Source organism: Methylobacterium hispanicum (genome assembly GCF_022179285.1).
Classification (GTDB): domain Bacteria; phylum Pseudomonadota; class Alphaproteobacteria; order Rhizobiales; family Beijerinckiaceae; genus Methylobacterium; species Methylobacterium hispanicum.
In genome coordinates this window covers 21,496-44,098 of sequence record NZ_BPQO01000018.1, presented here as the reverse complement: position 1 = coordinate 44,098, position 22,603 = coordinate 21,496, and the positions used below count along the sequence as shown (strand labels likewise).

At 72.0% G+C, this 22,603-nt stretch carries 29 protein-coding genes; 15 read left to right on the top strand and 14 right to left on the bottom strand.

What is annotated here, in order from left to right; translation table 11 throughout:
- Positions 1 to 2 precede the first annotated feature (2 nt).
- The gene (locus MFF56_RS19620; RefSeq protein ID WP_156453972.1) at positions 3 to 671 is read left to right on the top strand and encodes a helix-turn-helix domain-containing protein; all 669 of its coding nucleotides are present in this window, start codon (positions 3 to 5) and stop codon (positions 669 to 671) included.
- 297 nt (positions 672 to 968) lie between these two features.
- On the opposite strand, the gene MFF56_RS19615 is transcribed toward MFF56_RS19620, so the two are convergent.
- Positions 969 to 1,838 carry a universal stress protein gene (locus MFF56_RS19615; protein WP_066926085.1) on the bottom strand — a complete coding sequence of 290 codons (870 nt, stop codon included), beginning with the start codon at positions 1,836 to 1,838 and terminating at the stop codon, positions 969 to 971.
- 190 nt (positions 1,839 to 2,028) lie between these two features.
- Here MFF56_RS19615 and MFF56_RS19610 point away from each other — a divergent pair, with 190 nt between their 5' ends.
- The 4 genes from MFF56_RS19610 to MFF56_RS19595 all read left to right on the top strand — a co-directional run bounded on the left by MFF56_RS19610 (position 2,029) and on the right by MFF56_RS19595 (position 4,329).
- On the top strand, positions 2,029 to 2,367 hold the full coding sequence (locus MFF56_RS19610) for a DUF1476 domain-containing protein (RefSeq protein WP_066926082.1): 339 nt from the start codon (positions 2,029 to 2,031) through the stop codon (positions 2,365 to 2,367).
- Between the two features lie 54 nt (positions 2,368 to 2,421).
- Positions 2,422 to 3,072 (top strand): BON domain-containing protein, encoded by a 651-nt coding sequence (locus tag MFF56_RS19605; protein WP_066926079.1) that lies wholly within the window; start codon positions 2,422 to 2,424, stop codon positions 3,070 to 3,072.
- Positions 3,073 to 3,083: 11 nt separating this feature from the next.
- Entirely contained in the window at positions 3,084 to 3,527 is a 444-nt protein-coding gene (locus MFF56_RS19600; protein ID WP_066926076.1) for a hypothetical protein, read from the top strand.
- 64 nt (positions 3,528 to 3,591) lie between these two features.
- Positions 3,592 to 4,329 carry a Crp/Fnr family transcriptional regulator gene (locus MFF56_RS19595; protein WP_066926073.1) on the top strand — a complete coding sequence of 246 codons (738 nt, stop codon included), beginning with the start codon at positions 3,592 to 3,594 and terminating at the stop codon, positions 4,327 to 4,329.
- Here the strand turns inward: MFF56_RS19595 and MFF56_RS19590 are convergent.
- Positions 4,271 to 6,847, bottom strand: coding sequence for a phosphoketolase family protein (locus MFF56_RS19590; protein ID WP_082773286.1), 2,577 nt, complete (start codon positions 6,845 to 6,847; stop codon positions 4,271 to 4,273). The genes MFF56_RS19595 and MFF56_RS19590 overlap by 59 nt on opposite strands.
- Positions 6,848 to 7,052: 205 nt before the next feature.
- On the opposite strand from MFF56_RS19590, the gene MFF56_RS19585 reads away from it, so the two are divergent.
- From MFF56_RS19585 to MFF56_RS19560, 6 genes are all read left to right on the top strand, one after another.
- Positions 7,053 to 7,253, top strand: a complete 201-nt coding sequence (locus tag MFF56_RS19585) for a hypothetical protein (protein WP_066926071.1) — start codon at positions 7,053 to 7,055, stop codon at positions 7,251 to 7,253.
- Between the two features lie 123 nt (positions 7,254 to 7,376).
- Positions 7,377 to 8,021, top strand: a complete 645-nt coding sequence (locus MFF56_RS19580; RefSeq protein ID WP_066926069.1) for a BON domain-containing protein — start codon at positions 7,377 to 7,379, stop codon at positions 8,019 to 8,021.
- A gap of 19 nt (positions 8,022 to 8,040) precedes the next feature.
- The gene (locus MFF56_RS19575) at positions 8,041 to 9,024 is read left to right on the top strand and encodes a zinc-binding alcohol dehydrogenase family protein (protein WP_066926066.1); all 984 of its coding nucleotides are present in this window, start codon (positions 8,041 to 8,043) and stop codon (positions 9,022 to 9,024) included.
- Between the two features lie 139 nt (positions 9,025 to 9,163).
- On the top strand, positions 9,164 to 9,973 hold the full coding sequence (locus MFF56_RS19570; protein ID WP_066926063.1) for a universal stress protein: 810 nt from the start codon (positions 9,164 to 9,166) through the stop codon (positions 9,971 to 9,973).
- Positions 9,973 to 10,317 (top strand): c-type cytochrome, encoded by a 345-nt coding sequence (locus MFF56_RS19565; RefSeq protein ID WP_066926060.1) that lies wholly within the window; start codon positions 9,973 to 9,975, stop codon positions 10,315 to 10,317. The genes MFF56_RS19570 and MFF56_RS19565 overlap by 1 nt, the downstream gene beginning before the upstream one ends.
- 15 nt (positions 10,318 to 10,332) lie before the next feature.
- On the top strand, positions 10,333 to 11,193 hold the full coding sequence (locus tag MFF56_RS19560; RefSeq protein WP_066926057.1) for a universal stress protein: 861 nt from the start codon (positions 10,333 to 10,335) through the stop codon (positions 11,191 to 11,193).
- 326 nt (positions 11,194 to 11,519) lie between these two features.
- Here MFF56_RS19560 and MFF56_RS19555 read toward each other — a convergent pair whose 3' ends face one another.
- The 8 genes from MFF56_RS19555 to MFF56_RS19520 form a co-directional block, all read right to left on the bottom strand.
- Entirely contained in the window at positions 11,520 to 11,966 is a 447-nt protein-coding gene (locus MFF56_RS19555) for a host attachment protein (RefSeq protein WP_066923911.1), read from the bottom strand.
- Positions 11,967 to 12,013: 47 nt separating this feature from the next.
- Positions 12,014 to 12,826 carry a universal stress protein gene (locus tag MFF56_RS19550; RefSeq protein WP_066923909.1) on the bottom strand — a complete coding sequence of 271 codons (813 nt, stop codon included), beginning with the start codon at positions 12,824 to 12,826 and terminating at the stop codon, positions 12,014 to 12,016.
- Between the two features lie 39 nt (positions 12,827 to 12,865).
- A complete protein-coding gene (locus tag MFF56_RS19545; RefSeq protein ID WP_066923907.1) occupies positions 12,866 to 13,513 on the bottom strand; it encodes a BON domain-containing protein in 648 nt (215 codons plus the stop codon).
- Between the two features lie 46 nt (positions 13,514 to 13,559).
- Positions 13,560 to 13,952 (bottom strand): response regulator, encoded by a 393-nt coding sequence (locus MFF56_RS19540; RefSeq protein WP_238230655.1) that lies wholly within the window; start codon positions 13,950 to 13,952, stop codon positions 13,560 to 13,562.
- A gap of 136 nt (positions 13,953 to 14,088) precedes the next feature.
- Positions 14,089 to 15,417: an NRAMP family divalent metal transporter gene (locus tag MFF56_RS19535; RefSeq protein ID WP_066923903.1), complete on the bottom strand. Its 1,329-nt coding sequence runs from the start codon at positions 15,415 to 15,417 to the stop codon at positions 14,089 to 14,091.
- The gene (locus MFF56_RS19530) at positions 15,414 to 15,686 is read right to left on the bottom strand and encodes a hypothetical protein (RefSeq protein WP_066923900.1); all 273 of its coding nucleotides are present in this window, start codon (positions 15,684 to 15,686) and stop codon (positions 15,414 to 15,416) included. Before MFF56_RS19530 ends, MFF56_RS19535 begins: the two co-directional genes overlap by 4 nt.
- A gap of 10 nt (positions 15,687 to 15,696) precedes the next feature.
- On the bottom strand, positions 15,697 to 15,915 hold the full coding sequence (locus MFF56_RS19525; protein WP_066923898.1) for a hypothetical protein: 219 nt from the start codon (positions 15,913 to 15,915) through the stop codon (positions 15,697 to 15,699).
- 85 nt (positions 15,916 to 16,000) lie between these two features.
- Entirely contained in the window at positions 16,001 to 16,519 is a 519-nt protein-coding gene (locus MFF56_RS19520) for an ion channel (RefSeq protein WP_066923896.1), read from the bottom strand.
- 196 nt (positions 16,520 to 16,715) lie between these two features.
- Here MFF56_RS19520 and MFF56_RS19515 point away from each other — a divergent pair, with 196 nt between their 5' ends.
- Both MFF56_RS19515 and MFF56_RS19510 read left to right on the top strand, forming a co-directional pair.
- Complete coding sequence (locus MFF56_RS19515) at positions 16,716 to 16,955, top strand: biotin/lipoyl-containing protein (protein WP_066923913.1); 240 nt, start codon at positions 16,716 to 16,718, stop codon at positions 16,953 to 16,955.
- Positions 16,956 to 16,985: 30 nt separating this feature from the next.
- Positions 16,986 to 17,363, top strand: coding sequence for an SPW repeat domain-containing protein (locus MFF56_RS19510; protein WP_066923894.1), 378 nt, complete (start codon positions 16,986 to 16,988; stop codon positions 17,361 to 17,363).
- Positions 17,364 to 17,488: 125 nt separating this feature from the next.
- On the opposite strand, the gene MFF56_RS19505 is transcribed toward MFF56_RS19510, so the two are convergent.
- The gene (locus MFF56_RS19505; protein ID WP_238230653.1) at positions 17,489 to 19,318 is read right to left on the bottom strand and encodes a sigma 54-interacting transcriptional regulator; all 1,830 of its coding nucleotides are present in this window, start codon (positions 19,316 to 19,318) and stop codon (positions 17,489 to 17,491) included.
- Between the two features lie 351 nt (positions 19,319 to 19,669).
- On the opposite strand from MFF56_RS19505, the gene cynS reads away from it, so the two are divergent.
- Entirely contained in the window at positions 19,670 to 20,158 is a 489-nt protein-coding gene (cynS, locus tag MFF56_RS19500) for a cyanase (protein ID WP_156453832.1), read from the top strand.
- A gap of 738 nt (positions 20,159 to 20,896) precedes the next feature.
- Here the strand turns inward: cynS and MFF56_RS19490 are convergent.
- From MFF56_RS19490 to MFF56_RS19480, 3 genes are all read right to left on the bottom strand, one after another.
- Complete coding sequence (locus tag MFF56_RS19490; RefSeq protein ID WP_082773134.1) at positions 20,897 to 21,265, bottom strand: hypothetical protein; 369 nt, start codon at positions 21,263 to 21,265, stop codon at positions 20,897 to 20,899.
- 141 nt (positions 21,266 to 21,406) lie between these two features.
- A complete protein-coding gene (locus tag MFF56_RS19485; RefSeq protein ID WP_156453826.1) occupies positions 21,407 to 21,730 on the bottom strand; it encodes a hypothetical protein in 324 nt (107 codons plus the stop codon).
- A 51-nt stretch (positions 21,731 to 21,781) separates the two neighbouring features.
- Positions 21,782 to 22,030 carry a DUF6522 family protein gene (locus MFF56_RS19480; RefSeq protein ID WP_238230622.1) on the bottom strand — a complete coding sequence of 83 codons (249 nt, stop codon included), beginning with the start codon at positions 22,028 to 22,030 and terminating at the stop codon, positions 21,782 to 21,784.
- Between the two features lie 322 nt (positions 22,031 to 22,352).
- Here MFF56_RS19480 and MFF56_RS19475 point away from each other — a divergent pair, with 322 nt between their 5' ends.
- Positions 22,353 to 22,550 carry a hypothetical protein gene (locus MFF56_RS19475; RefSeq protein WP_066924069.1) on the top strand — a complete coding sequence of 66 codons (198 nt, stop codon included), beginning with the start codon at positions 22,353 to 22,355 and terminating at the stop codon, positions 22,548 to 22,550.
- Positions 22,551 to 22,603 lie beyond the last annotated feature (53 nt).

Genomic DNA, 22,603 nt, shown 5'->3' with positions numbered 1-22,603 from the left:
CGATGCCTGCACCGGCGTCCGCGCACGCCGCCGGCCTGCACGCCCCCGCCCACGGCTGCGCCCTGTTCGCGGGCTGCCCGGACATCATCGGAACGCCGTTCTCATACGCGCGCGAGGAGGAGGTCTACGGCGAGGGCGAGGAGGCCGAGTTCGTCTACAGAGTGATCGAGGGCGCGGTGCGCACGCACAAGGTTCTGAGCGACGGCCGCCGCCAGATCACCGGCTTCCATCTCCCGGGCGACCTGTTCGGCTTCGAGCAGGGCCTGGCGCACCGTCACACGGCCGAGGCCCTCGCGGAGACGAAGGTGCTGATCTTCCGGCGGCGGCAGGTCGAGCTGGCGGCGGCCCGCAGCGCCGAGGTGGCGTGCCGCCTCTGGGACCTGGCGACGAACGACCTGCGGCTCGCCCAGGACCTCACGCTGCTGCTCGGACGCCGCTCGGCCCTGGAGCGCGTCGCCGCGTTCCTGATGGAGGTCGACGAGCGCCTGGGCGGAACCGGGACCTTCGCGCTGCCGATGACCCGGCGCGACATCGCCGATCATCTCGGCCTCACCATCGAGACCGTCTCGCGCACCCTCTCGCAGCTCGAGGAGGACGGGGCGCTCGTGCGCGGCGGCGGCCGGCAGGTCGGCCTGCGCCGGGGCCGGCTCCGGCGGATGGTCGAGGACTGAGCGGGGGCGGGACGCCGCGGGCGCCCGGAGCCTCTCATATCGTTTCCGGTTGATGGGTTCGGTTTGAGGCATCGTCTCAGGACGAAGCGCGGGTCCCCTCTCCCATAGGGAGAGGTCTGCTTTCGCAGAAAGCCGGGTGAGGGGTATGACCTCACAGGATATTGCTCGGCATCGACACGCGTCGATGCAGCGCTCGATTTTGAAGCGTCATACCCCTCACCCGAACCCTCTCCCTATGGGAGATGGGGAAGGGCGCGGTTCCCCTCACGCGGCCGAAACCATCGACCGGGAACGGTATCAGTGGGCGAGGAACAGCGGCACGGGACTGCGCAGGAGGAGCGAGCGCGTCACGCCGCCGAGGAGCCACTCCCGGAAGCGCGCGCGCCGGTAGGCCCCCATCACCAGCATGTCCGCACGGAACAGCCCCGCCTGGATCCTGAGCGTCTCGGCGACGTCCCCGACGACGGGCAGGTCGTTGACCGACACCGCGACCCCGTGGCGGGTCAGGTGCGGCGCGAACTCGGCGCCGGCGACAGAGGCCGACAGGTCCTTCTCGCCGACCACCGACACGATCTCGACCGCCTCCGCGAGGCGCAGGAACGGCAGGGCGTCGTTGGCGGCCCGCGCGGCCTGCGGACCGCCGTCCCAAGCGACGACGACGCGCCGCGCGCCGAACGTCCGGCAGCCCGGCGGAACCACCACGACGGGCCGTCCGCTTCCGAAGAGCGCGGCGTCGATGAGGTCGCGCTCAATGTCGATCTCGCGGGTGCCGGCCTCGAGGACGGTCAGGTCGGCCAGGCGCGCGCGCGCCGTGAGACGGGCGATCAGGTCCGGATAGGCCAGAGCCGACGCCTCGGTCGTGCAGGTGATGCCGAGGCCGGCCGCGTCCGCGGCGGCGCGCCCGGCGGCGGCCTGCGCGAGGGCGCGCAGCCGCCCGTTCTCGGACGCGACGAGTTCCTGGACGACGCCCCAGGCCGCCCCGGCGACCACGGTCAGGCGCCGGGCCGCGGACTGCACGGTGAGGTGCGCGCCGGCCGTGCCCGCGAGCGCGAGCGCGTAGGCGAGCGCGCTCTCGGGCCCGTCGTCGCGGCCCTCCTCGGCGATGCCCACGAGGACGTCGCGGATGCCCGGAATGGTGCCCCGGCCGGCGGCGTGCGGCTCCGACATCTTCGGCTCTCCCGTCGTTCCCGTCGGCGGAACCCTGCCGCGCCGCCCCCGCGGACGCGTTGATCCAGCGCAAGCCCGGCGCCCGCCCGTGCGAAGCGGCCCAGGCCCCGCGCCGGGCCTTGATCTGCCTCAAGGTCCCCGGCCCGTCCGGCCGCAGAATATCCGGACTGCCCCGAGGCGGAGCCGTCCCATGACCACGTTCGACGCGCGCGAGCGGGCTTTCGAACGCCGTTTCGTCCAGGAGGAGGACGCGCGCTTCCGCGCCCGCACCCGGCGCAACCTGCTCCTGGCGGCCTGGGCCTGCGAGCGGATGCGCCTGGGCGCAGAGGCGGCCGACCGGTTCGTCGAGACCTTCACCGACGCGGGCGTCGTCACGGGCGACGGGCCGCTGCTGTCGCGGCTGCAGGCGGATCTCAGGGCCGCCGGCGTCGAGGAGACCCTGCCGGCGCTGCGGCGGGAGCTGGATCGGTGCGCCGCGCTCGCCCGCGCCGAGCGGCGCGCCGGCCCGCCGCCGGACCCGACCGCCTGACGAACCCGCCGGCTCCGCCGACGGGCCCCCGCCCCAACCATCGGGAGAGACGCCATGACCGACAAGGACCTGCGCCGCGCCGTGCTCGACGAACTCGACTTCGATCCCAGCCTCGATGCCGCCGACATCGGCGTCGCGGTCTCGGACGGGGTGGTGACCCTGACGGGCCATGTCGGCAGCTACGCCGAGAAGGTCGAGGCCGAGAACGCGGTGCGCCGCGTGAAGGGCGTGCGCGCCGTCGCGCAGGAGATCCGGGTCCGCTACCCGGCGGCGAAGCAGATCGAGGACGACCAGATCGCCGCGCGCGCCCTCGCCATCATCGACTGGTCCGTCCACCTCCCGAAGGAGGCCATCCAGGTCGGGGTGAGCAAGGGCTGGATCACCCTGACCGGCACGGTACCCTGGCAGTACCAGGCAATGGGGGCGGAGGCGGCCGTGCGCAAGCTGTCGGGCGTCGTCGGCGTGTCGAACCTCATCCGGGTCAGGCCGGAGGTCCACCCGACCGCGGTCAAGGACAAGATCCTGGAGGCGTTCCGGCGCAGCGCGATGTTCGAGGCGGACGGGATCAAGGTGAGCGTCGCGGGCGACACGGTCACGCTCGAGGGTGCGGTGACGGCCTGGGCGGAGCGCGAGGCCGCCGAGCGGGCGGCCTGGTCGGTGCCGGGCGTCCGCGCCGTCGAGGACCGCATCGTCGCCCTGAGCTGAGGAGGACGGCCATGTCCCGCGGATCGGAGGTGCTGGCCCCGGCCCGGCTGCGCCGGGTGACCCTGACGCTGGCGCGCTGTCCCGAGCATCCGGAGGGGAGTGCCGGGCGCGGCTACGAGATCGTGGCGCCGCTCGGCCCGGAGGGCCGCCTCGACGCGGCGCTCTGGCAGGAGACGCGCGACCATTGCCGCGTGCGCCGCTTCTGGACCGGCGAGCGCGACCGCCACGGCCGGCTCGTGCACCGGGCCGGGGGCGAGGGAGGCGCGACCTGGCTGATCGACTACGACGACCGGACGACGGACGACGACGAGGCCGGCTACCGCCTCGGCACCCACGCCTTCCTCGAGGGCGCGTACGTCTCGATCCGCGGGGCGGACGACGCGGCCTACCACACCTTCCGGGTGGATCGGGTCGGCCCTGCCCGGCCGGCCGCAGCCTCGGCAGGCTCCGGTTGATTCAGGACAACCTGAGGGCGTCGCCTCCCCTGTAGCCTGTCCGGTCTACGCGGGGGGCCAAGGCATGCCGGACCATCTCATCCGCAAGCTCGAGCACTTCACCCGACTCTCGGCGGCGGACCGGCTGGCCCTGCACGGGCTGGCCCGGAGCGTGCGCGCGGTCGGGCGCCATCAGGACCTGCTGCGGGACGGCGACAGCCCGCGGCACGTCAGCCTGGTCCTGGAGGGCTGGGCCTGCCGCTACAAGCAGCTGGAGGACGGCCGTCGGCAGATCGTGGCTCATGTCCTGCCGGGCGATTTCTGCGACGGCTACCTGCTCGTCCTGCGCGCGCTCGACCACGCGGTCGGCACGCTCACCCCGGTGCGCGTGGCCGAGATCCCGAGCACCGCGCTGATGGAGGTGCTGGATCAGCATCCCCGGATCATGCAGGCGCTCTGGTGGGAGACGCTGGTCGCGGCCGCGATCCAGCGGGAATGGACGGTCAGCCTCGGCCAGCGCACCGCCCTGGAGCGCGTCGCCCACCTGTTCTGCGAGCTGTTCTGGCGCCTGCGCATGATCGGCCTCACGGAGGGGGACACCTGCCCGCTGCCGCTCACCCAGGTCGAGATCGCCGACACGCTCGGCCTCACCAACGTGCACGTGAACCGCATGCTCCACCAGATGCGCGGGGCCGGGCTGATCGTCCTGAAGTCGAAGCGGCTGACGATTCTGGACCTCCCCGCCCTGCAGGACATCGCGCTGTTCAACGCCGGCTACCTGCACCTGGGGCGGGAGGGATCCCATCTCGACGCCGAGGGGTGAGGCGGGCCGGCGGCCTGCGGAGGGACTCGGCGCCCGGCCAAGTCCAGTCCCGCACCTCCGGCAGGTCGTCCCCGGTGCGGCGGACGTGCTCGCCGTGGGCGGCCAGCGCCTCGCGGAACGCCTGCTCGGCGTGGTCGCGCCGCGCACCCAGCCGCGGCACCGCCTGGAGCGCGGCGAGCGCCAGGTGGAAGCGGTCGATCCGGTTCAGCACGCACATGTCGAAGGGGGTGGTCGTGGTCCCCTCCTCGATGAAGCCGTGCACGTGGAAGTTCTCGTGGTTCGTCCGCTTGTAGGTCAGCCGGTGGATGAGCCAGGGATAGCCGTGATAGGCGAACACCACCGGCCGGTCGCGCGTGAACAGGCTGTCGAAGGTCGGGTCGTCGAGCCCGTGCGGGTGCATCGCGCGCGACGGCAGCGTCATCAGGTCGACGACGTTGACCACCCGCACCCGCAGGTCCGGGAGGTGACGGCGCAGCCAGTCCACCGCGGCGAGCGTCTCCTGGGTCGGCACGTCGCCCGCACACGCCATCACCACGTCGGGCTCCTCCTCGCCCTCGTTCGAGGCGAAGTCCCAGATGCCCGCGCCCGCCGCGCAGTGCCGGGCGGCCTCGTCAAGGCCGAGCCATTGCGGCGCGGGCTGCTTGCCCGCCACCACGACGTTGATGCGGTCGTAGGTGCGCAGGCAGTGGTCGGTGACGCAGAGGAGGCAGTTCGCGTCCGGCGGCAGGTAGATCCGGGCGGTGTCGCCGCGCTTGTTGGCCACGAAGTCGATGAAGCCCGGATCCTGGTGGCTGAAGCCGTTGTGGTCCTGCCGCCAGACATGGGACGAGAGCAGGATGTTGAGCGAGGGCACCGGCCGGCGCCAGGGCAGCTCGCGGGAGGCCTTCAGCCACTTGGCGTGCTGGTTCACCATCGAGTCGACCACGTGCACGAAGGCCTCGTAGGTCGCGAACAGGCCGTGGCGGCCGGTCAGCACGTAGCCTTCCAGCCAGCCCTCGCAGAGGTGCTCGCTCAGCACCTCCATGACCCGCCCGTCGGGAGCGAGGTGGTCGTCGCCCGGCAGGATCGCCTCCTGCCACGCGCGGTCCGTGACCTCGAAGACCGCGTCGAGCCGGTTCGAGGCCGTCTCGTCCGGCCCCATGATGCGGAAGTTGCGCGCCTTCCGGTTCAGGGCGAGGACGTCGCGCAGGTAGGCCCCGAGCGCGCGCGTCGCCTCGGCCCGGGCGCCGCCGGGCTCCGGCACGGCGACGGCGAAGGACCGGAGGTCCGGAAGGCGCAGGGGGTGGCTCCTGTGGGCGTTGGCGTGCGGGTTCGCCGAGAGGCGCCGCGCCCCCTGCGGCGGCAGCGCGGCGAGGTCGGGGACGAGCGCGCCGTCGGGCCCGAACAGCTCCTCCGGCCGGTAGGCGCGCATCCAGTCCTCCAGGATCCTGCGGTGCTCCGGGTTCTCGCGCACGGCGGCGACCGGCACCTGATGGGCGCGCCACGTGCCCTCGACGGGCTTGCCGTCCACGACCTTCGGCCCGGTCCAGCCCTTGGAGCTGCGCAGCACGATCATCGGCCGGCGCGGCCGCTCGCGCCGGCCGTGCGTGGCGGCCGCCCGGATCTCGGCGAGCCCGTCGAGGGCGGCGTCGAGGGCGGCGGCCATCGCCTGGTGCATCGGCCCCGGTGCGTCGCCCGCGACGAAGGCCGGCTCGTAGCCGTAGCCGACGAGGAGGCTGCGCAGCTCGTCCTCCGGCATGCGCGCGAGGATGGTCGGGTTGGCGATCTTGTAGCCGTTGAGGTGCAGGATCGGCAGGACGGCGCCGTCCGCGCGCGGGTCCAGGAACTTGTTTCCATGCCACGAGGCGGCCAGCGGCCCCGTCTCGGCCTCGCCGTCCCCGATCACGCAGGCGACCGTCAAGCCGGGATTGTCCAGCGCGGCCCCGAAGGCGTGGGCCAGGGCGTAGCCGAGTTCCCCGCCCTCGTGGATGGAACCCGGCAGCTCGGGCGAGGCGTGGCTCGGGATGCCGCCGGGGAACGAGAACTGCCGGAACAGGCGGGCCATGCCCTCCGCATCCTGCGCCACGTCCGGGTAGATCTCGCCGTAGGTGCCCTCCAGCCAGGCGTTGGCGACGAGGCCGGGCGCGCCGTGGCCCGGTCCCCAGACCGCCATCATGTCGAGGTCGCGCTGGCGGATGACGCGGTTGAGGTGGGCGTAGATGAAGTTGAGGCCCGGCGTCGTGCCCCAGTGCCCGAGGAGGCGCGGCTTGACGTGCTCGGGGCGCAGCGGCTCGCGCAGCAGCGGGTTGGCCATCAGGTAGATCTGCCCGACCGACAGGTAGTTGGCGGCGCGCCAGTAGGCATCGATCCGCGCGAGGCTGTCCGGCCCGAGCGGCCCGGGCACGAAGGGCGGCCCCGGCCGCTCCGAAGCCGGTTCCCAAGCCGGCTCCCGAGCCGGTTCCCCCGGCCGCGCGCCGCCCTTCGAAACCGCTTTCGAGCCGCCACTCGACCGATCCTCCGGCCCGTGCCTCGCGTCCATGTCGGCCTCCCGGCGGCTGTTGATCCCCGCGGCTGATCCTTCGGGCGACCGTGCCGGCTGGCGGGACCGCGGGCGTTGAGCTGGATCAAGGCGGCGTGCGCGCCCACCGGCAGGATGCCCGCGTCGGCAAGAGCGCCGGCAAGAGTGCCGGCAAGAGTGCCGGGACGGCGCCGCGATGGGGCGGCGGGACGGACGGGAGCGAACGATGACGCTGGTTCTTCGATCCACCGCGATCGGCGCGGTGCGCCGGGCACGGGTGACGGTCCGCCTCGAGCCGCGCAACGACGTCGGCGCCCGGGTCGTCGCCGACGCGGCGCGCTACCGCAGCATCGGCAGCCTTCAGGCGCTGGCCCTGGCGGCGGCGGCCTCGCTGGCGACGACCGCCCTGCTCTGGCTCGCCCTCTAGGATCGCTCCCGACCCGCGGTGCGACCGGAACCGGCCCTCGTCGCGACGCGCTCTCCCGCGCCGGGCCGGCGTCCCACCGACGGAGAGCGCTCCCGGCCCGGCGACCGAACGGAGGACAGGGCGATGGACGACATCACCGTGCGCCAGCGCGTGCTCGACGAGCTGGAATACGCCCCCATGGTCGATGCCGCACGCATCGGCGTCATCGTCGAGAAGGGGATCGTCACGCTCTCGGGCCATGTCCGGAGCTACGCCGAGAAGACCATCGCCGAGCGCGTCGCGCTCCGGGTGCGCGGGGTGCGCGCGGTGGTCGAGGAGATCGAGGTCCGCTACCCGCAGAACCCACGCATCGGCGACGAGGCGCTCGCCGAGCGCTGTGCCCAGGTGCTGGAATGGGACGTGCGGATCCCGGACCGCGCGGTCTCGATCAAGGTCGAGCACGGCTGCGTCACGCTCCAGGGCAGCGTGCCCCACTATCACCAGAAGGCGGCCGTCGACGCGGCCCTGCGCCGCCTCGCGGGCGTCACCGACATCGTCAACCTGATCGCGGTGAAGCCGCCGGCCGAGGCCCAGGAGGTCCGGTCCCGCATCCGCGCCGCCCTCAAGCGCAGCGCCCGGGACCCGGACACGATCCGCGTGCGCGTGGAGGGCGACCGGGTGATCCTCGACGGGTGCGTCGACGTCTGGCGGGAGCGGGAGCTCGCCGAGCGGGCCGCGTGGTCGGCGCCCGGCGTGCGCGCCGTCGAGGACCACCTGACCCTCTCGTAGGCGCGGCGGGAGCGGCCCGATGCTGGCGATGGTCCTGCGGGCGGTCGGCGCCTCCCTGGTGCCCGAGGAGCGGCCGGACCCGGAGCCCGGTCCCGGCGAGGTCCGGGTCCGGGTCGAGGCCTGCGCGGTCTGCCGGACCGACCTGCACCTCATCGACGGCGAACTGCCCCAGGCGGTCTACCCCGTCGTGCCGGGGCACGAGGTCGTCGGGACCGTTGAGGCGGCGGGCGCGGGCGTGGCCGCGCCGCGGCCCGGCGCGCGGGTCGGCGTGCCCTGGCTCGGGCATGCCTGCGGCGCCTGTCCCTACTGCAAGGGCGGCCGCGAGAACCTCTGCGACGCGGCGGGCTTCACCGGCTGCACGCGCGACGGCGGCTTCGCGAGCCATCTCCTGGCCGAGGCCGCCTTCACGGTCCCGCTCGATCCCGCGCTCGATCCGGTGGCGACCGCGCCCCTCCTCTGCGCCGGGCTGATCGGCTGGCGCACCCTTCGGATGGCGGGCGAGGCCGGGACGGTCGGCCTCTACGGCTTCGGCGCGGCGGCCCACATCGTCGCCCAGATCTGCCGCTGGGAGGGGCGGCGCGTGCTCGCGCTCACCCGGCCCGGCGACCGCGCGGCCCAGGATTTCGCCCGCGCGCTCGGGGCGGAATGGGCGGGCGGCTCGGACGAGGCGCCCCCCGTCCCGCTCGACGCCGCCCTGATCTTCGCGCCCGACGGGGCGCTGGTGCCGGCCGCGCTCGCGGCCGTCGCCAAGGGCGGGCGGGTGGTCTGCGGCGGGATCCACATGAGCGACATCCCGGCCTTCCCCTACGCGCGGCTCTGGGGCGAGCGCGCGCTGCTCTCGGTGGCCAACCTGACCCGCGCGGACGCGCACGGCTTCTTCGCGATGGCGCCGCGGGCCGGCATCCGCACCCGCACGCGCACCTATCCGCTGATCCGGGCCAACGAGGCCGTGGCCGACCACCGCGCCGGAATCCTGACGGGCGCCGCCGTGCTGGTGCCCTGAGCCTGGTGCCCTGAGCGCGCGCCCGACTCCGCGTCGCACGGAACCCGTTGACTTGAATCAAGGTCCGGCCCGGGGCGCCGGAGGAGGATGCCCCATCGAACCTGCGATCCCGGTCTGGGGAAGCAGCGGGGAGGCGGGGATGCGGATCTCGAACATCATGGTCTCGGTCGATCCCATGGGCGCGGACCGCGTCCGGCTCGCAGCCGGGCTCGCGGAGCGGCTCAGGGCGCGGCTCACCGGCGTCGCCGCGCGCCAGGTCCCGAGCCTGATGCCGGTCGGCGACATGCTGGAGGTCGAACGGGTCTACGAGGACGAGGAGCGCTGGGCGCGCGAGCAGCTCGACGAGGCCAAGGCCCTGTTCGAGCGCGAGGCCGGCGCGGCGCCCAAGACCGCCTGGCGCTCCGCGCTGGCCGATCCCCTGCTCCACCTCCTCGATCAGGCACGCACCGCCGACCTCGTGGTCGTGGGCCGCCAGGGCGCGGCGGACGGCGATCCGGGCCTGCTCGCCGTCCCGACCGGCGCCGTCCTGATGGAGGTCGGCCGCCCGGTGCTCGTCGTGCCGCCCGGCATCGAGCGCCTCGCGGCCCGGCGCGTCGTCGTCGGCTGGAAGGACACGCGCGAGGCGCGCCGGGCGATCCACGACGCCCTGCCCTTTCTCGGCCATCCCGAGCGGACCTGCGTGGTGGCGGTGGGGCCGGGCGCGCGGAACGAGGGCGCGGAGGGCGCGGCCGAGTACCTCGCGGGGCACGGCATCGCGGCCACCACACACCTGCTGCCGAGCCCGGTCATCGGCCCCGCGGACGAGCTGATGCGGTTCGCCCGGGCCGAGGAGGCGGATCTCATCGTGATGGGCGCCTACGGCCATTCGCGCCTGCGCGAGTGGATCTTCGGCGGCGTCACCCGCGACGTCATGCGGGCGACGCCCGTCTGCTGCCTGATGAGCCACTGATGCGCGCCCCGACCGTCATGGCGGCCCTCGCGGCGGCCGGTCTCCTCGCGCTGCCGCCGCTCCCCTTCGCCGCCCCGGCGGCCGCCTGGGACCGCCGGGTGCAGCAGGGCGAGACGCTGGCGCGGACGAACTGCGCCCGCTGCCACGCGGTCGGGCGCGTCGGCGCGAGCCCGCTCGGCGAGGCGCCTCCCTTCCGCGACCTGCACACGCGCTACCCCGTCGAGGATCTCGGCGAATCCCTCGCCGAGGGCATCCGCACCGGGCATCCCGGCATGCCCGAGTTCCGGTTCGACCCGGACCAGGCGGAGGCCCTGATCGCCTACCTGAAGACCCTGGAGCGCTGAGCGAGGAGCGTCCCGATGTACCTGCGCTGCCTTCTCGTTCCGACCGGACCCGGGATCGACGCCGCGCGCCGGCTCGACGCGGCGCTCCGCCTGAGCCGGCGCCTCCGCGCGCATATCGGCGTCGCCTTCGTGGCGCCCGGACCCGAGCACGTCATGGCCGCCATGGCGGGCCTCGCGCCCATGGACTGGACCTCCGTCGCGGCCATCGAGCAGGGTGCGCGCGAGGCCGCGGCCGAGGGCAAGGCGGCCCTCCGGGCTTGGTGCGGGCGCGAACGGGTGCCGTTCATGCCGCCGGACGGCCCCCTCGACGCCACCTTCGCGACCTGGACCGAACACGCGGGCGAGATCGAGCCGGTCCTGACGCTCGCGGGCCGCGTGAACGATCTGGTGGTGGTGGACCGCCCGGACCCGGCCGTGCCGTTCACGGGCCGCGCGCTCGACACCGCCCTGTTCTCGGTCGGGCGCCCCACCCTGATGGTCGGCGAGGACGTGCCCCACGACCTGCTCGCCCACGTGATGGTCGCCTGGAACGGCAGCCTGGAGGCGACCCGCCTCGTCGGCCAGTCCATCGCGCTGCTGCGCGAGGCGGCCCGGGTCACGGTCGTGCACGCCCGGACCGAGCGCTTCGAGGAGGCGCGCGCCGCCGACCTGTGCGGCTATCTGCGCTGGCACGGCATCGTGGCGGAGGCCGTCACGCTCGGGATGGAGGAGCCGCTCCCGGTCGGCACGGCGATCCTGGCCGAGGCGGAGCGGCGGGGCGCCTCGATGCTGGCGCTCGGCGCCTACACCCACAGCCGGGTGCGCGAGTTCCTGCTCGGGGGCGTCACCCGCACGGTGATCGAGAACGCGCGCCTGCCGGTGCTGATGGCCCACTGAGCGCGTGTCCGCCGGCGCCGTGGGCGACCGGATGCGGGCGCGGCGGGACAAGGCCCGGCCGTCCGATCGCGGCACGACCCGGACAGGAACCTGTCCTCATACCACCGCGCGGTGCCCCCTCTCCCATAGGAAGAGGGTTGGGGTGAGGGGTATGACGTTCCCGACCTGAGCGTGCCATCGACGCGCGTTCAGCTCAGCGCTTTTACTGGAAGCCTCATACCCCTCACCCGGCTTTCTGCGAAAGCAGACCTCTCCCTACAGGAGAGGGGACCCGCGCCTCGTCCTCAGACGATGCGTTGGACCGAACCCATCGACCGGGAACGGTATCAGACGGCATGGAGGTGCCGCCGGATCTCGTCCACGGGATGCTTCGTCAGGTCCTTGTCGATCTCCGCGACGATCACCTGGCGCAGTCGCTCCGGCAGCGCCTGCCGCAGCTCAGCCAGCGCTCGCGGCGGGGCGACGACGACGAGGGCGGCGAGCGGGTCGATCGCGCCGAGGGCCTGGGCGACGGCGTCCGCGAACTGGCGCTCGGCCAGCGCGTGCCAGTCGGTCTGCGCGATGGCGCTGCGCCGGTCGCCGAGCCTGACCCGCGGCGGCCTGTCCGTTCCCTGCAGATGCGTCGGCGGGTTCGGGGGCGCCTCGAGCACCCGCTGGACCTGAAGGTCCGGTCGGAGCGGGTGCCCGGCATTCCGAAGCACCAGGGCCTTGCGGCCGTCGCAGACGACGACGTAGCCCTCGTGCGGGATCGTGAGGTTCGGCCGGTCGTTCATGATGCGGCTCCGGTCCCGGGCGCGCCGCGCCCTCGGCGGCGCGTCGGTCAGTGGCTCATCAGGCAGCAGATGGGGGAGGCTGCCAGCAGGTGGCGGGTGACGCCGCCCAAAGCCCACTCGCGCAGGCGCGAATGGCCGTAGGCCCCCGTGACGATCAGGTCCGCGGCCTGCTCGGAGGCGGCATCGATCAGCGTCTCGGACGGCTCGGCGCCGCGCGCGTCCCGGTGGAGCGCCGTCACGGCGATGTCGTGGGCCTGCAGGAACCCGACGATGTTGCGGGTGTCGGCCGCACCCCGTCCGTCGTCGACGGCGACGACCACGGTATGGGAGGCGCGCCGCAGGAAGGGCAGCGCGTCCCGCACCGCGCGGCGCGCCTCGCGGGAATCCTTCCACCCGACGGCGACCCGCCGGCCGTCGAGGTGGTCGATCCCCGGCGGCACGATCAGGACCGGCCGCCCGAGATGCATGACGAGGTCTCCCGGATCGACCGAGAACAGGGCCGGGCCGGTCTCCGCCCGGCGCCCGACCACGACGAGGTCGGCGGCCGCGGCCTGGGCCATCAGGAACGGCAGCGGCAGGTCGATGTTCGAGCGCCACTCGACGCGGCTGCGCCCGGCGGAGGCCTCCTCGAAGGCCGCGTGGGCCTGTCGCAGGTCGTCCAGCACGCTCTCGTTCGAGGCGGTCAGCGCGTAGGAACTCGCGGGCGTCGGCCCCACCGGCGGGACGGCGTAGGCCGCCCGCTCCGCGGCGACGCCGATCAGCCGGGCGCGGAAGTCGTCGGCGAGGTGGCCGGCGAGACGGACGCGCTCCCGCGCCTGCGGGGCGAGATCGACGGCCACCATGATGCTGGCGAAGGTCATCGGGGAACTCCGGGTGGCGGGGGCGCGGCCGCGCGGGGCTCAGCCCAGCGTGAGGTGGTCCTCGACGGCGCGCACGCCGGGGGCCGACCAGGCGGCGTTCTCGGCAAGCTCCCGCTCGTACCAGGCGTTGACCTTGCCCTCGAGGACGACCTTCGCGTCCTTGACCGTCACCGTGATCGCATCCGCCTCCAGTTCCGCGTTCCGCTTGAGGGCCGCCACGATCTTCGCGCGCACGTCGGGCACGCTCGCCCGCGGCGCCACCTCGATCGTGTTCATGATGCCGGCGACGCCGGCCAAGCGCCGGATCGCCCGGTAGGCCTCCTCCTTCTGGTACTGCCAATCGACCTTGCCGGAGAGCGTCACCCAGCCGTTCTGGACCTTCACCTGCACGGCGTCCTTCGGCACGGTGACCGACCAGTCGAGCATCTGCACCGCGCGCTGGGCGATGTCCTCGTCGCGTGGCGGGGTCTCGCCGCCGAAGCGGACCTTGATCTCCTCGACCACGCCGCGCACGCCGCGCACCTTCTGGGCGGCCTTATCGGCGGCGACGCGCTCGGTGTAGCTGGCGACATGCCCCGTGAGCGTGACGATACCGTTCTCCACGGCGACGCCGATATGGGCCGCGTCGATGCTCGGGTCGAAGTCCAGCTCGTCGATGACGTTCTGGCGAATCATCTTGTCGCTCATCTGAGGTCTCCTTGGTGTCCAGGGCGGGCCCGGAGGGGGCCGACGCTTACGCCCGGCAGGCGAGCGGACATTGATCCAGCGCAAGGGGCTCACCCGCCGCGATCCGCGATTGCATCGGGCACGCCCGCGCGCCGCTGCCGCGCTTCCCGCGACGAGCAGCCACCTCGGAGACCATGTCCCGGGCATCGAACAGCCGTTCGAACAGCGGCACATCCGAGAAGGCCGCGGGGATGCGCGCGCTGCCCGCGATCAGCGCGAAGGGGATGCCCCGCCGACGCAGGGTGCAGGCGAGCGGGAAACAGGAACCCTGGTTCAGATCGACGCTGACGATCGCGAAGTCCGGCGGCGCCCCGTCGAGGCTCAGGGCCGCATCCGCACAGGTCGCGTACGGACCGCTGACCGCGCATCCGGCTTCCTGCAGCCGATCCTCCAGCCACATGCCCGGCAGCGCCTGCGGCTCGGCGACGAGCACGGTCGGGCCGCCTTCCCCTCTACATTCGTGCATCACGCATTTCCTGTACCCGGTTGCGGCAGGGCGAGGATGGCGTGGGCGGCCCGCTCCGCCTTGCGCTGGATCAAGGGAGCGCGGCGGTGGCCGACATGGCCAGGACGGCGAGCAGCATGCAGGCGGTGGCGACCCATCCGAGCAGCCTGAGAGGCCCGCGCACCGCGAAGGCGCCCATGATGTCGGCGCGGGCGGCGGCCAGCATCGTCACGGTCATGACCGGCACGGCGATGACGCCGTTGACGACCGCGCTCCAGTAGAGCGCCCGGATCGGATCGACCGCACCCAGGCTGATGATCATGCCGACGAGGGTCGCGAGCGCGACCGTGCCGTAGAAGGCGCGCGCCTCCAGGATCCTGCGGCCGAAGCCCACCGGCCACCGCCGCGCCTCGCCGACGGCGTAGGCCGCCGATCCGGCCAGAACCGGCACCGCCAGCAGGCCGGTGCCGACGATGCCGAGCGCGAAGACCGCCGCCGAGAACGGTCCTGCCAGGGGGCGCAGGGCCTCGGCGGCCTGCGCCGAGGTCCGGATGTCGGTGATGCCGTGCGGGTGCAGCACGGAGGCGGTGGTGACCATGATGGCGAGCGCGGCGAGGTTCGAGAAGGCCATGCCGACGAGCGTGTCGACCTCGATCCGGCGGAGCGCCTCGGGGCCCTGCTCGGGCGCGTGCAGGAGGTCGCGCCGGTTCGGGAAGGTGCGCAGGTCCTCTGCCTCCTCCGCCGCCTGCCAGAAGAAGAGGTAGGGACTGATCGTGGTCCCGAAGAGCGCCACGAGCGTCGTCAGGCCGCCGTTGCTGAGGTCGATCCGGGGGATCGCCACGGCGCGTCCGAGGTCGGCCCACGCCACGTGGGCGAAGATCACCACGCCCAGATAGGCGAACAGGCTGAGCGTCAGCCATTTCAGGACGGCGACGTAGCGCGTGTACTGCAGGACGAGCTGCATGAAGACGCAGATGCCCGAGAAGAGGACGACGTAGAGCCAGTTCGGCCCCGGTAGCAGCAGGTTGAGGGCATCCGCCATGGCGCCGAGATCGGCGCCGAGATTTAGGATGTTGGCGGCCAGCAGCAGGAGTACCACGGCCTGGAGCAGGCCATTCGGATAGTGCTCGCGCAGGACGCCCGCGATGCCGCGCCCGGTGGTGCGTCCGATTCGAGCCGAGACCATCTGCACCGCCGCCATGAGGGGCAGGGTGTACAGCATGGTCCAGCACAGACCGAAGCCGAGCTGGGCCCCGGCCTGGCTGTAGGTGGCGATGCCGCTCGGGTCGTCGTCCGAAGCGCCCGCGATCAGGCCGGGGCCCAGCACGCGCAGCAGGCGCGGCTTCGACGGCCCGACGGACGGGCTCGGCACTTCCGGGTCGTCGGCCTCTGCGACCGCGGCAACGGGTCCGGCGCTCATGCGGGCGCGCTCGACCCCGCGGGTCCCGGCCGCGCGCCCACCCCGCCGGACCGGACGGCGCGGGCCACCCGCAGCGCCGCGGCCAAGTCGTCGCGGTCGGTCCCGTAGCGGCGGCAGAGATCCTGCAGCCAGCGCGGCTGGCCGTTCGCGGCCTCGGGGATCTCGGCGTAGGGGACGTGGTACATCCCGTCGAGCGCCTCGATGCCGTAGCCGGTGACGGCCCATTGGCGGCCCTGCCAGTGCACCGGCTGCGTCAGGTCATGGCTCATGGGGTCCTCCTCAGGCGCTCCGCTCGGTCAGCTCCACCACCTCGCAGGTGTCGGCCCGCAGCCGCCAATCGACGACCCCGACCGCCTCGCGGAACATCGCCTTGGCCGCGTAGGCCGCGGAGACGTCGGACCGGGCGCGGACGACCGCCTGCTGTTGCAGGACGCGATGATCATGGCCGGTGTCGTCCGGAACGACCTTGTGGAAGCTGACGAGATAGGCACGCTGCATGGCTCAACTCCGCGATCGAAGCGGCGAGCAACCTGAGCCCGTGAGGATCCGAAGGCCTTGATCCAACGCAAGGGCGCGGGCCCGCTCAGGTGCCGGCCGTGGGCGGGAAGAGGCGTTCGCGGCCCGCCTTGCCGCTGGACTGGGACTGGGACGTCGCGGCGCGGTGCGCACGGGCCTTGCCGTGCATCGGCCAGTAGCGCTCCATCGCCAGGTAGGTGAAGGATGCCGACCATCCGATCAGGAGCAGGCCGTTGAGCGCCTCGACGCCGGTGAGCAACCGGGCGTGGCCGAGGGGGACATGGTCCCCGTAGCCGAGCGAGCTGTAGGCGACCACGGAGACGAAGAGACAATCCTCGAAGGTCTCGATGGGAACCCCCGAGAAGGCGCCAAGCCCCAGCCGCAGGACGAGCAGCCAGTAGGCGCCGGCATAGACCCAGACCGCGACCGTGTGGCCCGCGAAGGCGGCGAGCACGACGACAATGATGCGCCAGCGCGGCGGCACCGGCAGTTCGGCGAGGTGCTCCGAGGTCAGGCGCAGCGTCTCGTAGAGAACAAGGATCGTCACCACGACGAGGACGACGCTGGCAACCAGCACGACGAGCATGGATCCGGTCCGTAGGAGATGCCCCGCGGAGGCTGCCCATCAGGGTTCGACGGCGCATTGACCTGTCTCAACGATCGCTCCGGGAATGCCGTGATCCAGATCAACGCGGGCCGGGATCCCGTGCGGTCCACTGCTTGCCGGCGTGCTGGGCGGGCGTCCGCGCCAGGAGGCGAACATAACGCGCCAGGAGGCGATCATGGCGGACATCCGCGTGGCCGAGGAACTCTGGTCGGCGGGCATGCTGCCCGCGGGCGTCTTGGAACGCTGGCTCGTCTCGAGCGGCGCACGCGTGCGGGCCGGCGAGGCCGTGGCCGCCGTACGGATCGGCGAGGCCCTGCACGACATCCTCTCGCCTGCGAGCGGGCGCCTGGAGGTACTCGCGCCGGCCCATGAGGTGATCGATCCCGGCCGCGTCATCGCCGCGGTCCAGGGCTGAGGAATCCGACGACACCGGCGGAGATAGGTCATGTCGCCCTTCAAGACGTCGGCCGCCCCCTTCCGGCCGGGCTGGCGAACGGACGAGCTCCTCGTGGGCGCCGCGCAGCACATCGCCGGGACGGCCCTGGTGCTGGCGGCCTGGCTCCTGGTCTTCACCGGCCACGACGCCGCCGCCGCCTCGGCGCTGCTGCCCGGCCTGGTGATCCTCGCGCTCACGGCAGCCAACCAGATCCGCCATCGGGCGGCCGGCGAGCGGGCGGTCGCCATCGCCGGGGCTTGGACGGTTCTGGCGCCCTGGCTGCTCGGATTCGCGGCGAACGACGCGGCAACCTGGGCGCATCTCGCGTTCGGGGGCATGGCCCTGGCCTGCGCCATCACGTGGCTCAGGATCGCGCGGCCGTCATAGAGGCGCTCGCGCGCGGCGCCGTACGCGCCTCCGTCCGACTGCCCGCGCGGGCCCGCAGGTCCCGCGCAAGATGGCGACGGCCGGACCGAGGCGTCCTCACCGGAGCCGCGCGCGATTTCGACCCGTCATGCCCTCCTGATCCCGTACGCCTTCATGCGGGAAGCCAGTGTCGTGGGCCGCAGGCCGAGCAGCTCGGCGGCGCCCCCCGGGCCGAAGATCTTGCCGCCGCACAGGGCCAGGGCCTCCACGATCTCGGCCCGGTCATGGGCGCGCCGCTCGGTCTCGCTCCGCGGGCGCTGTCCCGGGACGGCGCCCGCGTGGCCGTGCCGGGCGATGGTCGCGCTCGGTGCGGCTTCCCCGGCCTCCGGCAGATCGAGGCGCAGGCGGCCGCGCTGGGCCAGGATGACGCCGCGCTCGATGGCGTTCTCCAGCTCGCGCACGTTTCCCGGCCAGTCGTAGCGGGTGAGGCGGCGGACGTCGCCCTCCGTCAGGCGGGGTTCGGGCACGCCGAGGCGATGGGCGGCCCCGGTGAGCATGTGCTGGGCGATCAGCGGGATGTCCTCCGGCCGCTCGCGCAAGGGGGTCGCGCCGATCGGGAAAACGTTGAGGCGGAAGTAGAGGTCGCCGCGGAAGCGGCCCCGTCGCACCTCCTCCTTCAGGTCGCGGTTCGTCGCGGCCACGAGACGCACATCGACGGCGCGGGTGCGCTCCTCACCCACCCGCTCGAAGGAACGCTCCTGCAGCACCCGGAGGAGCTTGCCCTGGAGGTCGAGCGGGATCTCGCCGACCTCGTCGAGGAATAGCGTGCCGCCGTCGGCCAGCTCGAAGCGCCCGACACGGTCGCGCAGCGCCCCCGTGAAGGCGCCGCGGGCGTGGCCGAAGAACTCGCTCTCGAACAGGTCACGCGGCACCGCCGCGCAGTTGACGCGGATGAGCGGGCGCTCGCGGCGACGGCTCGCCTCGTGGATCGCGCGGGCGATCAGCTCCTTGCCGGTACCGGACTCGCCCGTCACCAGCACCGTGGCGTCGGTGCCGGCCACGAGGTCGATCTGGCGGCGGATCGCCTCGATGGCCGGGCTGCGGCCGATGATGCCCTGGTGGTGGCTCCCGGCCCGGATCTCCTCCTTCAGGTAGGCGTTCTCCAGCTCCAGGCGCTCGCGCAGGGTGACGACCTCGGCCAGCGCCTGCCGCAGGCGCTCGTCCGCCTCCCGCCGCTGGCTGACGTCGCGGAACACGATGACGGCGCCCACCAGGGCACCGCGGTCGCGGATCGGCGTCGAGGTGTACTCGACCGGGAAGGACGTGCCGTCGCGGCGCCAGAACACCTCGTCGTCGACCTGATGCACGGCGCCGTCGCGGAAGGCGGCGTAGATCGGACAATCGCGATGGGGATAGGGGCAGCCGTCCGGATGGGTGTGGTGCACGGCCGCGTGCATGTCGCGGCCGACGAGGTCGGCGGCGGCCCAGCCGAGCATGCGCTCGGCGGCCGGGTTCACGAAGGTCGTCATCCCGTCGGCGTTGACCCCGTAGATCCCCTCGCCCGCCGCGCGCAGGATCAGCTGGTTCTCGCGCTCGATGTCGCGAAAGATCCGCTCCATGCGCTGCCACTCGGAGAGGCCGGCGCGCATGTGGCGGTCGGCCTCGCGGTCGATCTGGCGCCGGCGGCGCTCGTCGAGGTCGAACAGGGTGACGAGGACGAGGCCGCCGGGCAGTGCGGTGCCGACGGCCTCGAGCTCGAGGACCCGTCCAGCTCCGTGCCGGGGCGAGAGCGTGTGGGTCCACCAGCGGCCCTCGGCCTGAACGGCCTGCGTGAACACGATCAGCGCCGGACGCTGACCCGGATGCAGCCCGCTCGCCGCCATGCCCCGCAGCGCGGCCCGTGGATGGCCGAGGAGGCGTGCGGCGGCCGCGTTGGCATCGATGATCCGGTCGGCCTCCGGATCGAGCACCAGCATGGCCTCGGCACCCGCCTCGAAGACGAGGCCGAAATCGCGCTCGCGGCCGGGATCCGCAGGCTTTCCGCTCGACGCTTGGGACATCACGAAATCTCGTCGGCGCGCTACGGAGATTCGTTATACACGAGATTCCGTGGCAACCTACTGTGTCCATAACCGTCTGAAACGAATTACGCTTTTCTGATTTCTGCGATTGGCACACGCTTTGCCGACCGCCCCATGTCGCGAGACGCACGAGGCTTGCGACCTGCGCCACGCAACTATCGTCCGCGCCCAGCGCGGCCGAGCCGCTCGCTGCCGACCCTCGACACGCGCCGCCCCGCCGAGGCCGGCCCCATCCGGAGAGACCCGATGAAGCGCGAAGACCTGACCGAGAAGCTCCTCGACATCAAGCGGGAGAAGGGCTGGACCTGGCGGTACATCCAGGAGGAGATCGGCGGAATCTCACCGATCCTGATCACCGCCGCCTGCATGGGCCAGATGAAGCTGCCCAAGGCCCAGGCGAAGAAGGCGGCCGAGCTGTTCGGCCTCAGCCAGGCCGAGGAGCGGATGCTCAACGAGGCGCCCTATCGCGGCTCGATCCCGCAGATGCCGCCGACCGACCCACTGATCTACCGCTTCTACGAGCTGGTGATGGTCTACGGCACCACGTGGAAGGAGCTGATCCAGGAGGAGTTCGGCGACGGCATCATGTCGGCGATCGACTTCAACATGACCATGGAGCGCGAACCCAACAACAAGGGTGACCGCGTGAAGATGAACCTCTCCGGCAAGTTCCTCCCGTACAAGTACTACGGCAACGAGGAGGGGGTGCCCGAGTACGGCTTCAAGGAACCGTAGGACGGGACCGGCCGGCGCCGCCGAGCCGGCAGCGCTTCGGCGTCCGGGTGCCGTTCCCTATCGGCGAGGATTCGGCCATGAGCATCGCCCGCGCCTACGGCATGCTGCCGGCGGGTGCGGCGTCGAGCGCGAGGGTGTCTGCCTGCTCGGCGGCGCCACCTTGTTCGGGGTCGGCTGGGGCTCGCCGGGTTCTGCCCCAGCCCCGCCCTGGCCGGCCTGACCCTCGCCCTGTAGCAGGTCACACTGTTTGTGGCGGCGATGGCCGGGGGAATGCTGCTCCACCGGTTCGCCGGGAAGCAACCGGCGCATCCCTGATACGGAAAGATTTGCCCCGTGATGGGGCAGGCGCCTGCCCATCCTCCCAGGCGGTCGCCTTGTCGGCCCGTCGCAGCTTGGCCACCTCCCTCGCAAACCTTGAGCATGGCCGTCCAGCAGATCAGGGCGATATCCATCCCGTTGAGAGTTACGCCGCGCGGACACCGCACTCCGCCTAGAATCAGCGAAGCCTTCGACCATCCGGCGGCTGGGAAGGTTGCAGCTTTATGTCATTCGCCCATCGCTGGCCGACGAAGAATATGCGCGGGCCAGCGATGAGGACGGATGTGAGGCCGCCAATGGCCCTGCCGCTTCCTTACAATGGAAGAGTTACCTCCCGATCCCGGTCTCATAGCTCGACGCGAGCCGCAACTCCTCACGGTTCTCCGCACAGCCCCGCATCGCTGTGGCTTGCGTCGTCTTCTAAATACCGACGCTCGCCGCCCCGGCTTCCGCGGCTTCATGGACCGTAGCGCCGTTACGAAGAGCCTGAGCTATCGCCGCCGATACCATATCGATAGCGTTGGCGCGTTCTTCTCCGTGATCGTAGGCGTTGTTACCCTGGCTTCCGAGCCGCGCGTGGTAGCTGTCGGGATAGTTTTTGTTCATCCGCTCCTTCAGCAGGGCGGACGCGGCGTTGTAGTTCTGCTCGAAGCCACGACCTGGATAAGCGCCTCGACCCGGTGAGGCGCCGTTCTCCACGGCGTCCGCCATCTTACGGCTGGATTGCTCAGCTCGCGTTCCAGATAAAAGCCAGTTCAGCTTGGCCTTGAGCAGCGTGAGAAAGGACATTTGCGTACCGGTTCGGGCATCGTCAAAGGACGGCTTTCCAGTTTGGTAGCATGCCTCGAACTAGGCACGCTCATTCTTAACTGAAGACGGTTTCGTATCCGGCCTCGTCGGTAGCTGAGGCTGGAGCAGCGGCCGCCAAGTTCAGCGTTTGCTCTGACGTGCGGCAGGGATCCCCTTCCGTGCAGCCTCGCCGCCGCTCGGATCGAACGGTACGACCGGTCCACCGCAGCCGACGCACACGGATTTCGTCAGCCGCTCCGTGCGCTCTTGGCGGTTTCTGTCTGCGGCCTCTCGCTGGTCAGCCTCCAGCTTGAGCCGCTTCTTCACCCCGTCCGCCATAGGCGTTCTGGAAGCGGCGCCCTTGGTTGCGGATGTCACAGTCTCGGCCGATTTCGCCCCGTTTAGAAACGATCCGGCGACAAGCGTGCCGACCGTAAGAAGGACGAGGGCGATCGTCAGGCGCATGGGTTGGCATCCTGCGTTGCGGTATTGCTCAGTGGAAAAACTTCCGCCGGGTCAGTCGTTATCGGAGCGCTCGCTTATCAGCGTGCCCTTCGGACAGAAGACGCCTTGCCAGACAGCCTCACGGCTCTGGACCGTGATGCGGGAGCGGCCGGCATCGCTCTGACGGCCGCTCTCGACCCGGGTTCGAACAAGGCCAAGCCCCTGCTCTTCTAAGAGGCGCGGGAGCGAGATGCCCAGCTTGTCCGCGAGCTCACTGGGATCGACCAGCCACTCGCCGCGGGCATTGCAATCGAAGCGCATGGGGGAGACCCTCCATCAGCTCGGCAGCAGATGCGGGGCTGAGTGCGACCTTAACACACTTCCGGTTGCGGCCTACCGACCGGGACCGGACTTTCTCCAGCCAGAAGCGCTCGTCCGTCGATCGACCGCCTTTTGCGGATCAGGCTTATCGGCCACGAGACGCTTCACGCGCTCGTTGAAGTCCTCGGTCGAGACGGACGTCGCTCTGCCGTTGGTAGGGGTACGGGCCATCATGAGCCTCCGCATCGTTGCCCAGAGCACGGAATTGCGCGGGGGGTAATTCCGAGATGGCTACGCTCAGGCCCGATTACGAGGGCATTCGGTGTCCGCTCTGACCTTCACCGGCGACGGCCTGCTCGCCCGCTTCGCCAGCCAGCTCGCGGTGCTCGGAGCTAATGCCCCAATCGCCTTGTCCCGCGCCCTCAACCACATCGGCGTCAGCCCTCCTACCCAGGTCATCCGCAACCTGACGAAGCAAACCGGGCTCAAGCGCTCGGTGATCGTGAAGGGGTCAGGTTAATCGGGCGACGGCCGCAGCCGAGCAGTTCGGGTACGGCGGGCGCCTCACCTACA

Bases quoted from the DNA above. Each gene is read 5' to 3' on its own strand.
- MFF56_RS19620 (WP_156453972.1), top strand. From the start codon at position 3: ATGCCTGCACCGGCGTCCGCGCACGCCGCCGGCCTGCACGCCCCCGCC.
- MFF56_RS19615 (WP_066926085.1), bottom strand. From the start codon at position 1,838: ATGTCGGAGCCGCACGCCGCCGGCCGGGGCACCATTCCGGGCATCCGC.
- MFF56_RS19610 (WP_066926082.1), top strand. From the start codon at position 2,029: ATGACCACGTTCGACGCGCGCGAGCGGGCTTTCGAACGCCGTTTCGTC.
- MFF56_RS19605 (WP_066926079.1), top strand. From the start codon at position 2,422: ATGACCGACAAGGACCTGCGCCGCGCCGTGCTCGACGAACTCGACTTC.
- MFF56_RS19600 (WP_066926076.1), top strand. From the start codon at position 3,084: ATGTCCCGCGGATCGGAGGTGCTGGCCCCGGCCCGGCTGCGCCGGGTG.
- MFF56_RS19595 (WP_066926073.1), top strand. From the start codon at position 3,592: ATGCCGGACCATCTCATCCGCAAGCTCGAGCACTTCACCCGACTCTCG.
- MFF56_RS19590 (WP_082773286.1), bottom strand. From the start codon at position 6,847: ATGGACGCGAGGCACGGGCCGGAGGATCGGTCGAGTGGCGGCTCGAAA.
- MFF56_RS19585 (WP_066926071.1), top strand. From the start codon at position 7,053: ATGACGCTGGTTCTTCGATCCACCGCGATCGGCGCGGTGCGCCGGGCA.
- MFF56_RS19580 (WP_066926069.1), top strand. From the start codon at position 7,377: ATGGACGACATCACCGTGCGCCAGCGCGTGCTCGACGAGCTGGAATAC.
- MFF56_RS19575 (WP_066926066.1), top strand. From the start codon at position 8,041: ATGCTGGCGATGGTCCTGCGGGCGGTCGGCGCCTCCCTGGTGCCCGAG.
- MFF56_RS19570 (WP_066926063.1), top strand. From the start codon at position 9,164: ATGCGGATCTCGAACATCATGGTCTCGGTCGATCCCATGGGCGCGGAC.
- MFF56_RS19565 (WP_066926060.1), top strand. From the start codon at position 9,973: ATGCGCGCCCCGACCGTCATGGCGGCCCTCGCGGCGGCCGGTCTCCTC.
- MFF56_RS19560 (WP_066926057.1), top strand. From the start codon at position 10,333: ATGTACCTGCGCTGCCTTCTCGTTCCGACCGGACCCGGGATCGACGCC.
- MFF56_RS19555 (WP_066923911.1), bottom strand. From the start codon at position 11,966: ATGAACGACCGGCCGAACCTCACGATCCCGCACGAGGGCTACGTCGTC.
- MFF56_RS19550 (WP_066923909.1), bottom strand. From the start codon at position 12,826: ATGACCTTCGCCAGCATCATGGTGGCCGTCGATCTCGCCCCGCAGGCG.
- MFF56_RS19545 (WP_066923907.1), bottom strand. From the start codon at position 13,513: ATGAGCGACAAGATGATTCGCCAGAACGTCATCGACGAGCTGGACTTC.
- MFF56_RS19540 (WP_238230655.1), bottom strand. From the start codon at position 13,952: ATGTGGCTGGAGGATCGGCTGCAGGAAGCCGGATGCGCGGTCAGCGGT.
- MFF56_RS19535 (WP_066923903.1), bottom strand. From the start codon at position 15,417: ATGAGCGCCGGACCCGTTGCCGCGGTCGCAGAGGCCGACGACCCGGAA.
- MFF56_RS19530 (WP_066923900.1), bottom strand. From the start codon at position 15,686: ATGAGCCATGACCTGACGCAGCCGGTGCACTGGCAGGGCCGCCAATGG.
- MFF56_RS19525 (WP_066923898.1), bottom strand. From the start codon at position 15,915: ATGCAGCGTGCCTATCTCGTCAGCTTCCACAAGGTCGTTCCGGACGAC.
- MFF56_RS19520 (WP_066923896.1), bottom strand. From the start codon at position 16,519: ATGCTCGTCGTGCTGGTTGCCAGCGTCGTCCTCGTCGTGGTGACGATC.
- MFF56_RS19515 (WP_066923913.1), top strand. From the start codon at position 16,716: ATGGCGGACATCCGCGTGGCCGAGGAACTCTGGTCGGCGGGCATGCTG.
- MFF56_RS19510 (WP_066923894.1), top strand. From the start codon at position 16,986: ATGTCGCCCTTCAAGACGTCGGCCGCCCCCTTCCGGCCGGGCTGGCGA.
- MFF56_RS19505 (WP_238230653.1), bottom strand. From the start codon at position 19,318: ATGCTGGTGCTCGATCCGGAGGCCGACCGGATCATCGATGCCAACGCG.
- cynS (WP_156453832.1), top strand. From the start codon at position 19,670: ATGAAGCGCGAAGACCTGACCGAGAAGCTCCTCGACATCAAGCGGGAG.
- MFF56_RS19490 (WP_082773134.1), bottom strand. From the start codon at position 21,265: ATGTCCTTTCTCACGCTGCTCAAGGCCAAGCTGAACTGGCTTTTATCT.
- MFF56_RS19485 (WP_156453826.1), bottom strand. From the start codon at position 21,730: ATGCGCCTGACGATCGCCCTCGTCCTTCTTACGGTCGGCACGCTTGTC.
- MFF56_RS19480 (WP_238230622.1), bottom strand. From the start codon at position 22,030: ATGCGCTTCGATTGCAATGCCCGCGGCGAGTGGCTGGTCGATCCCAGT.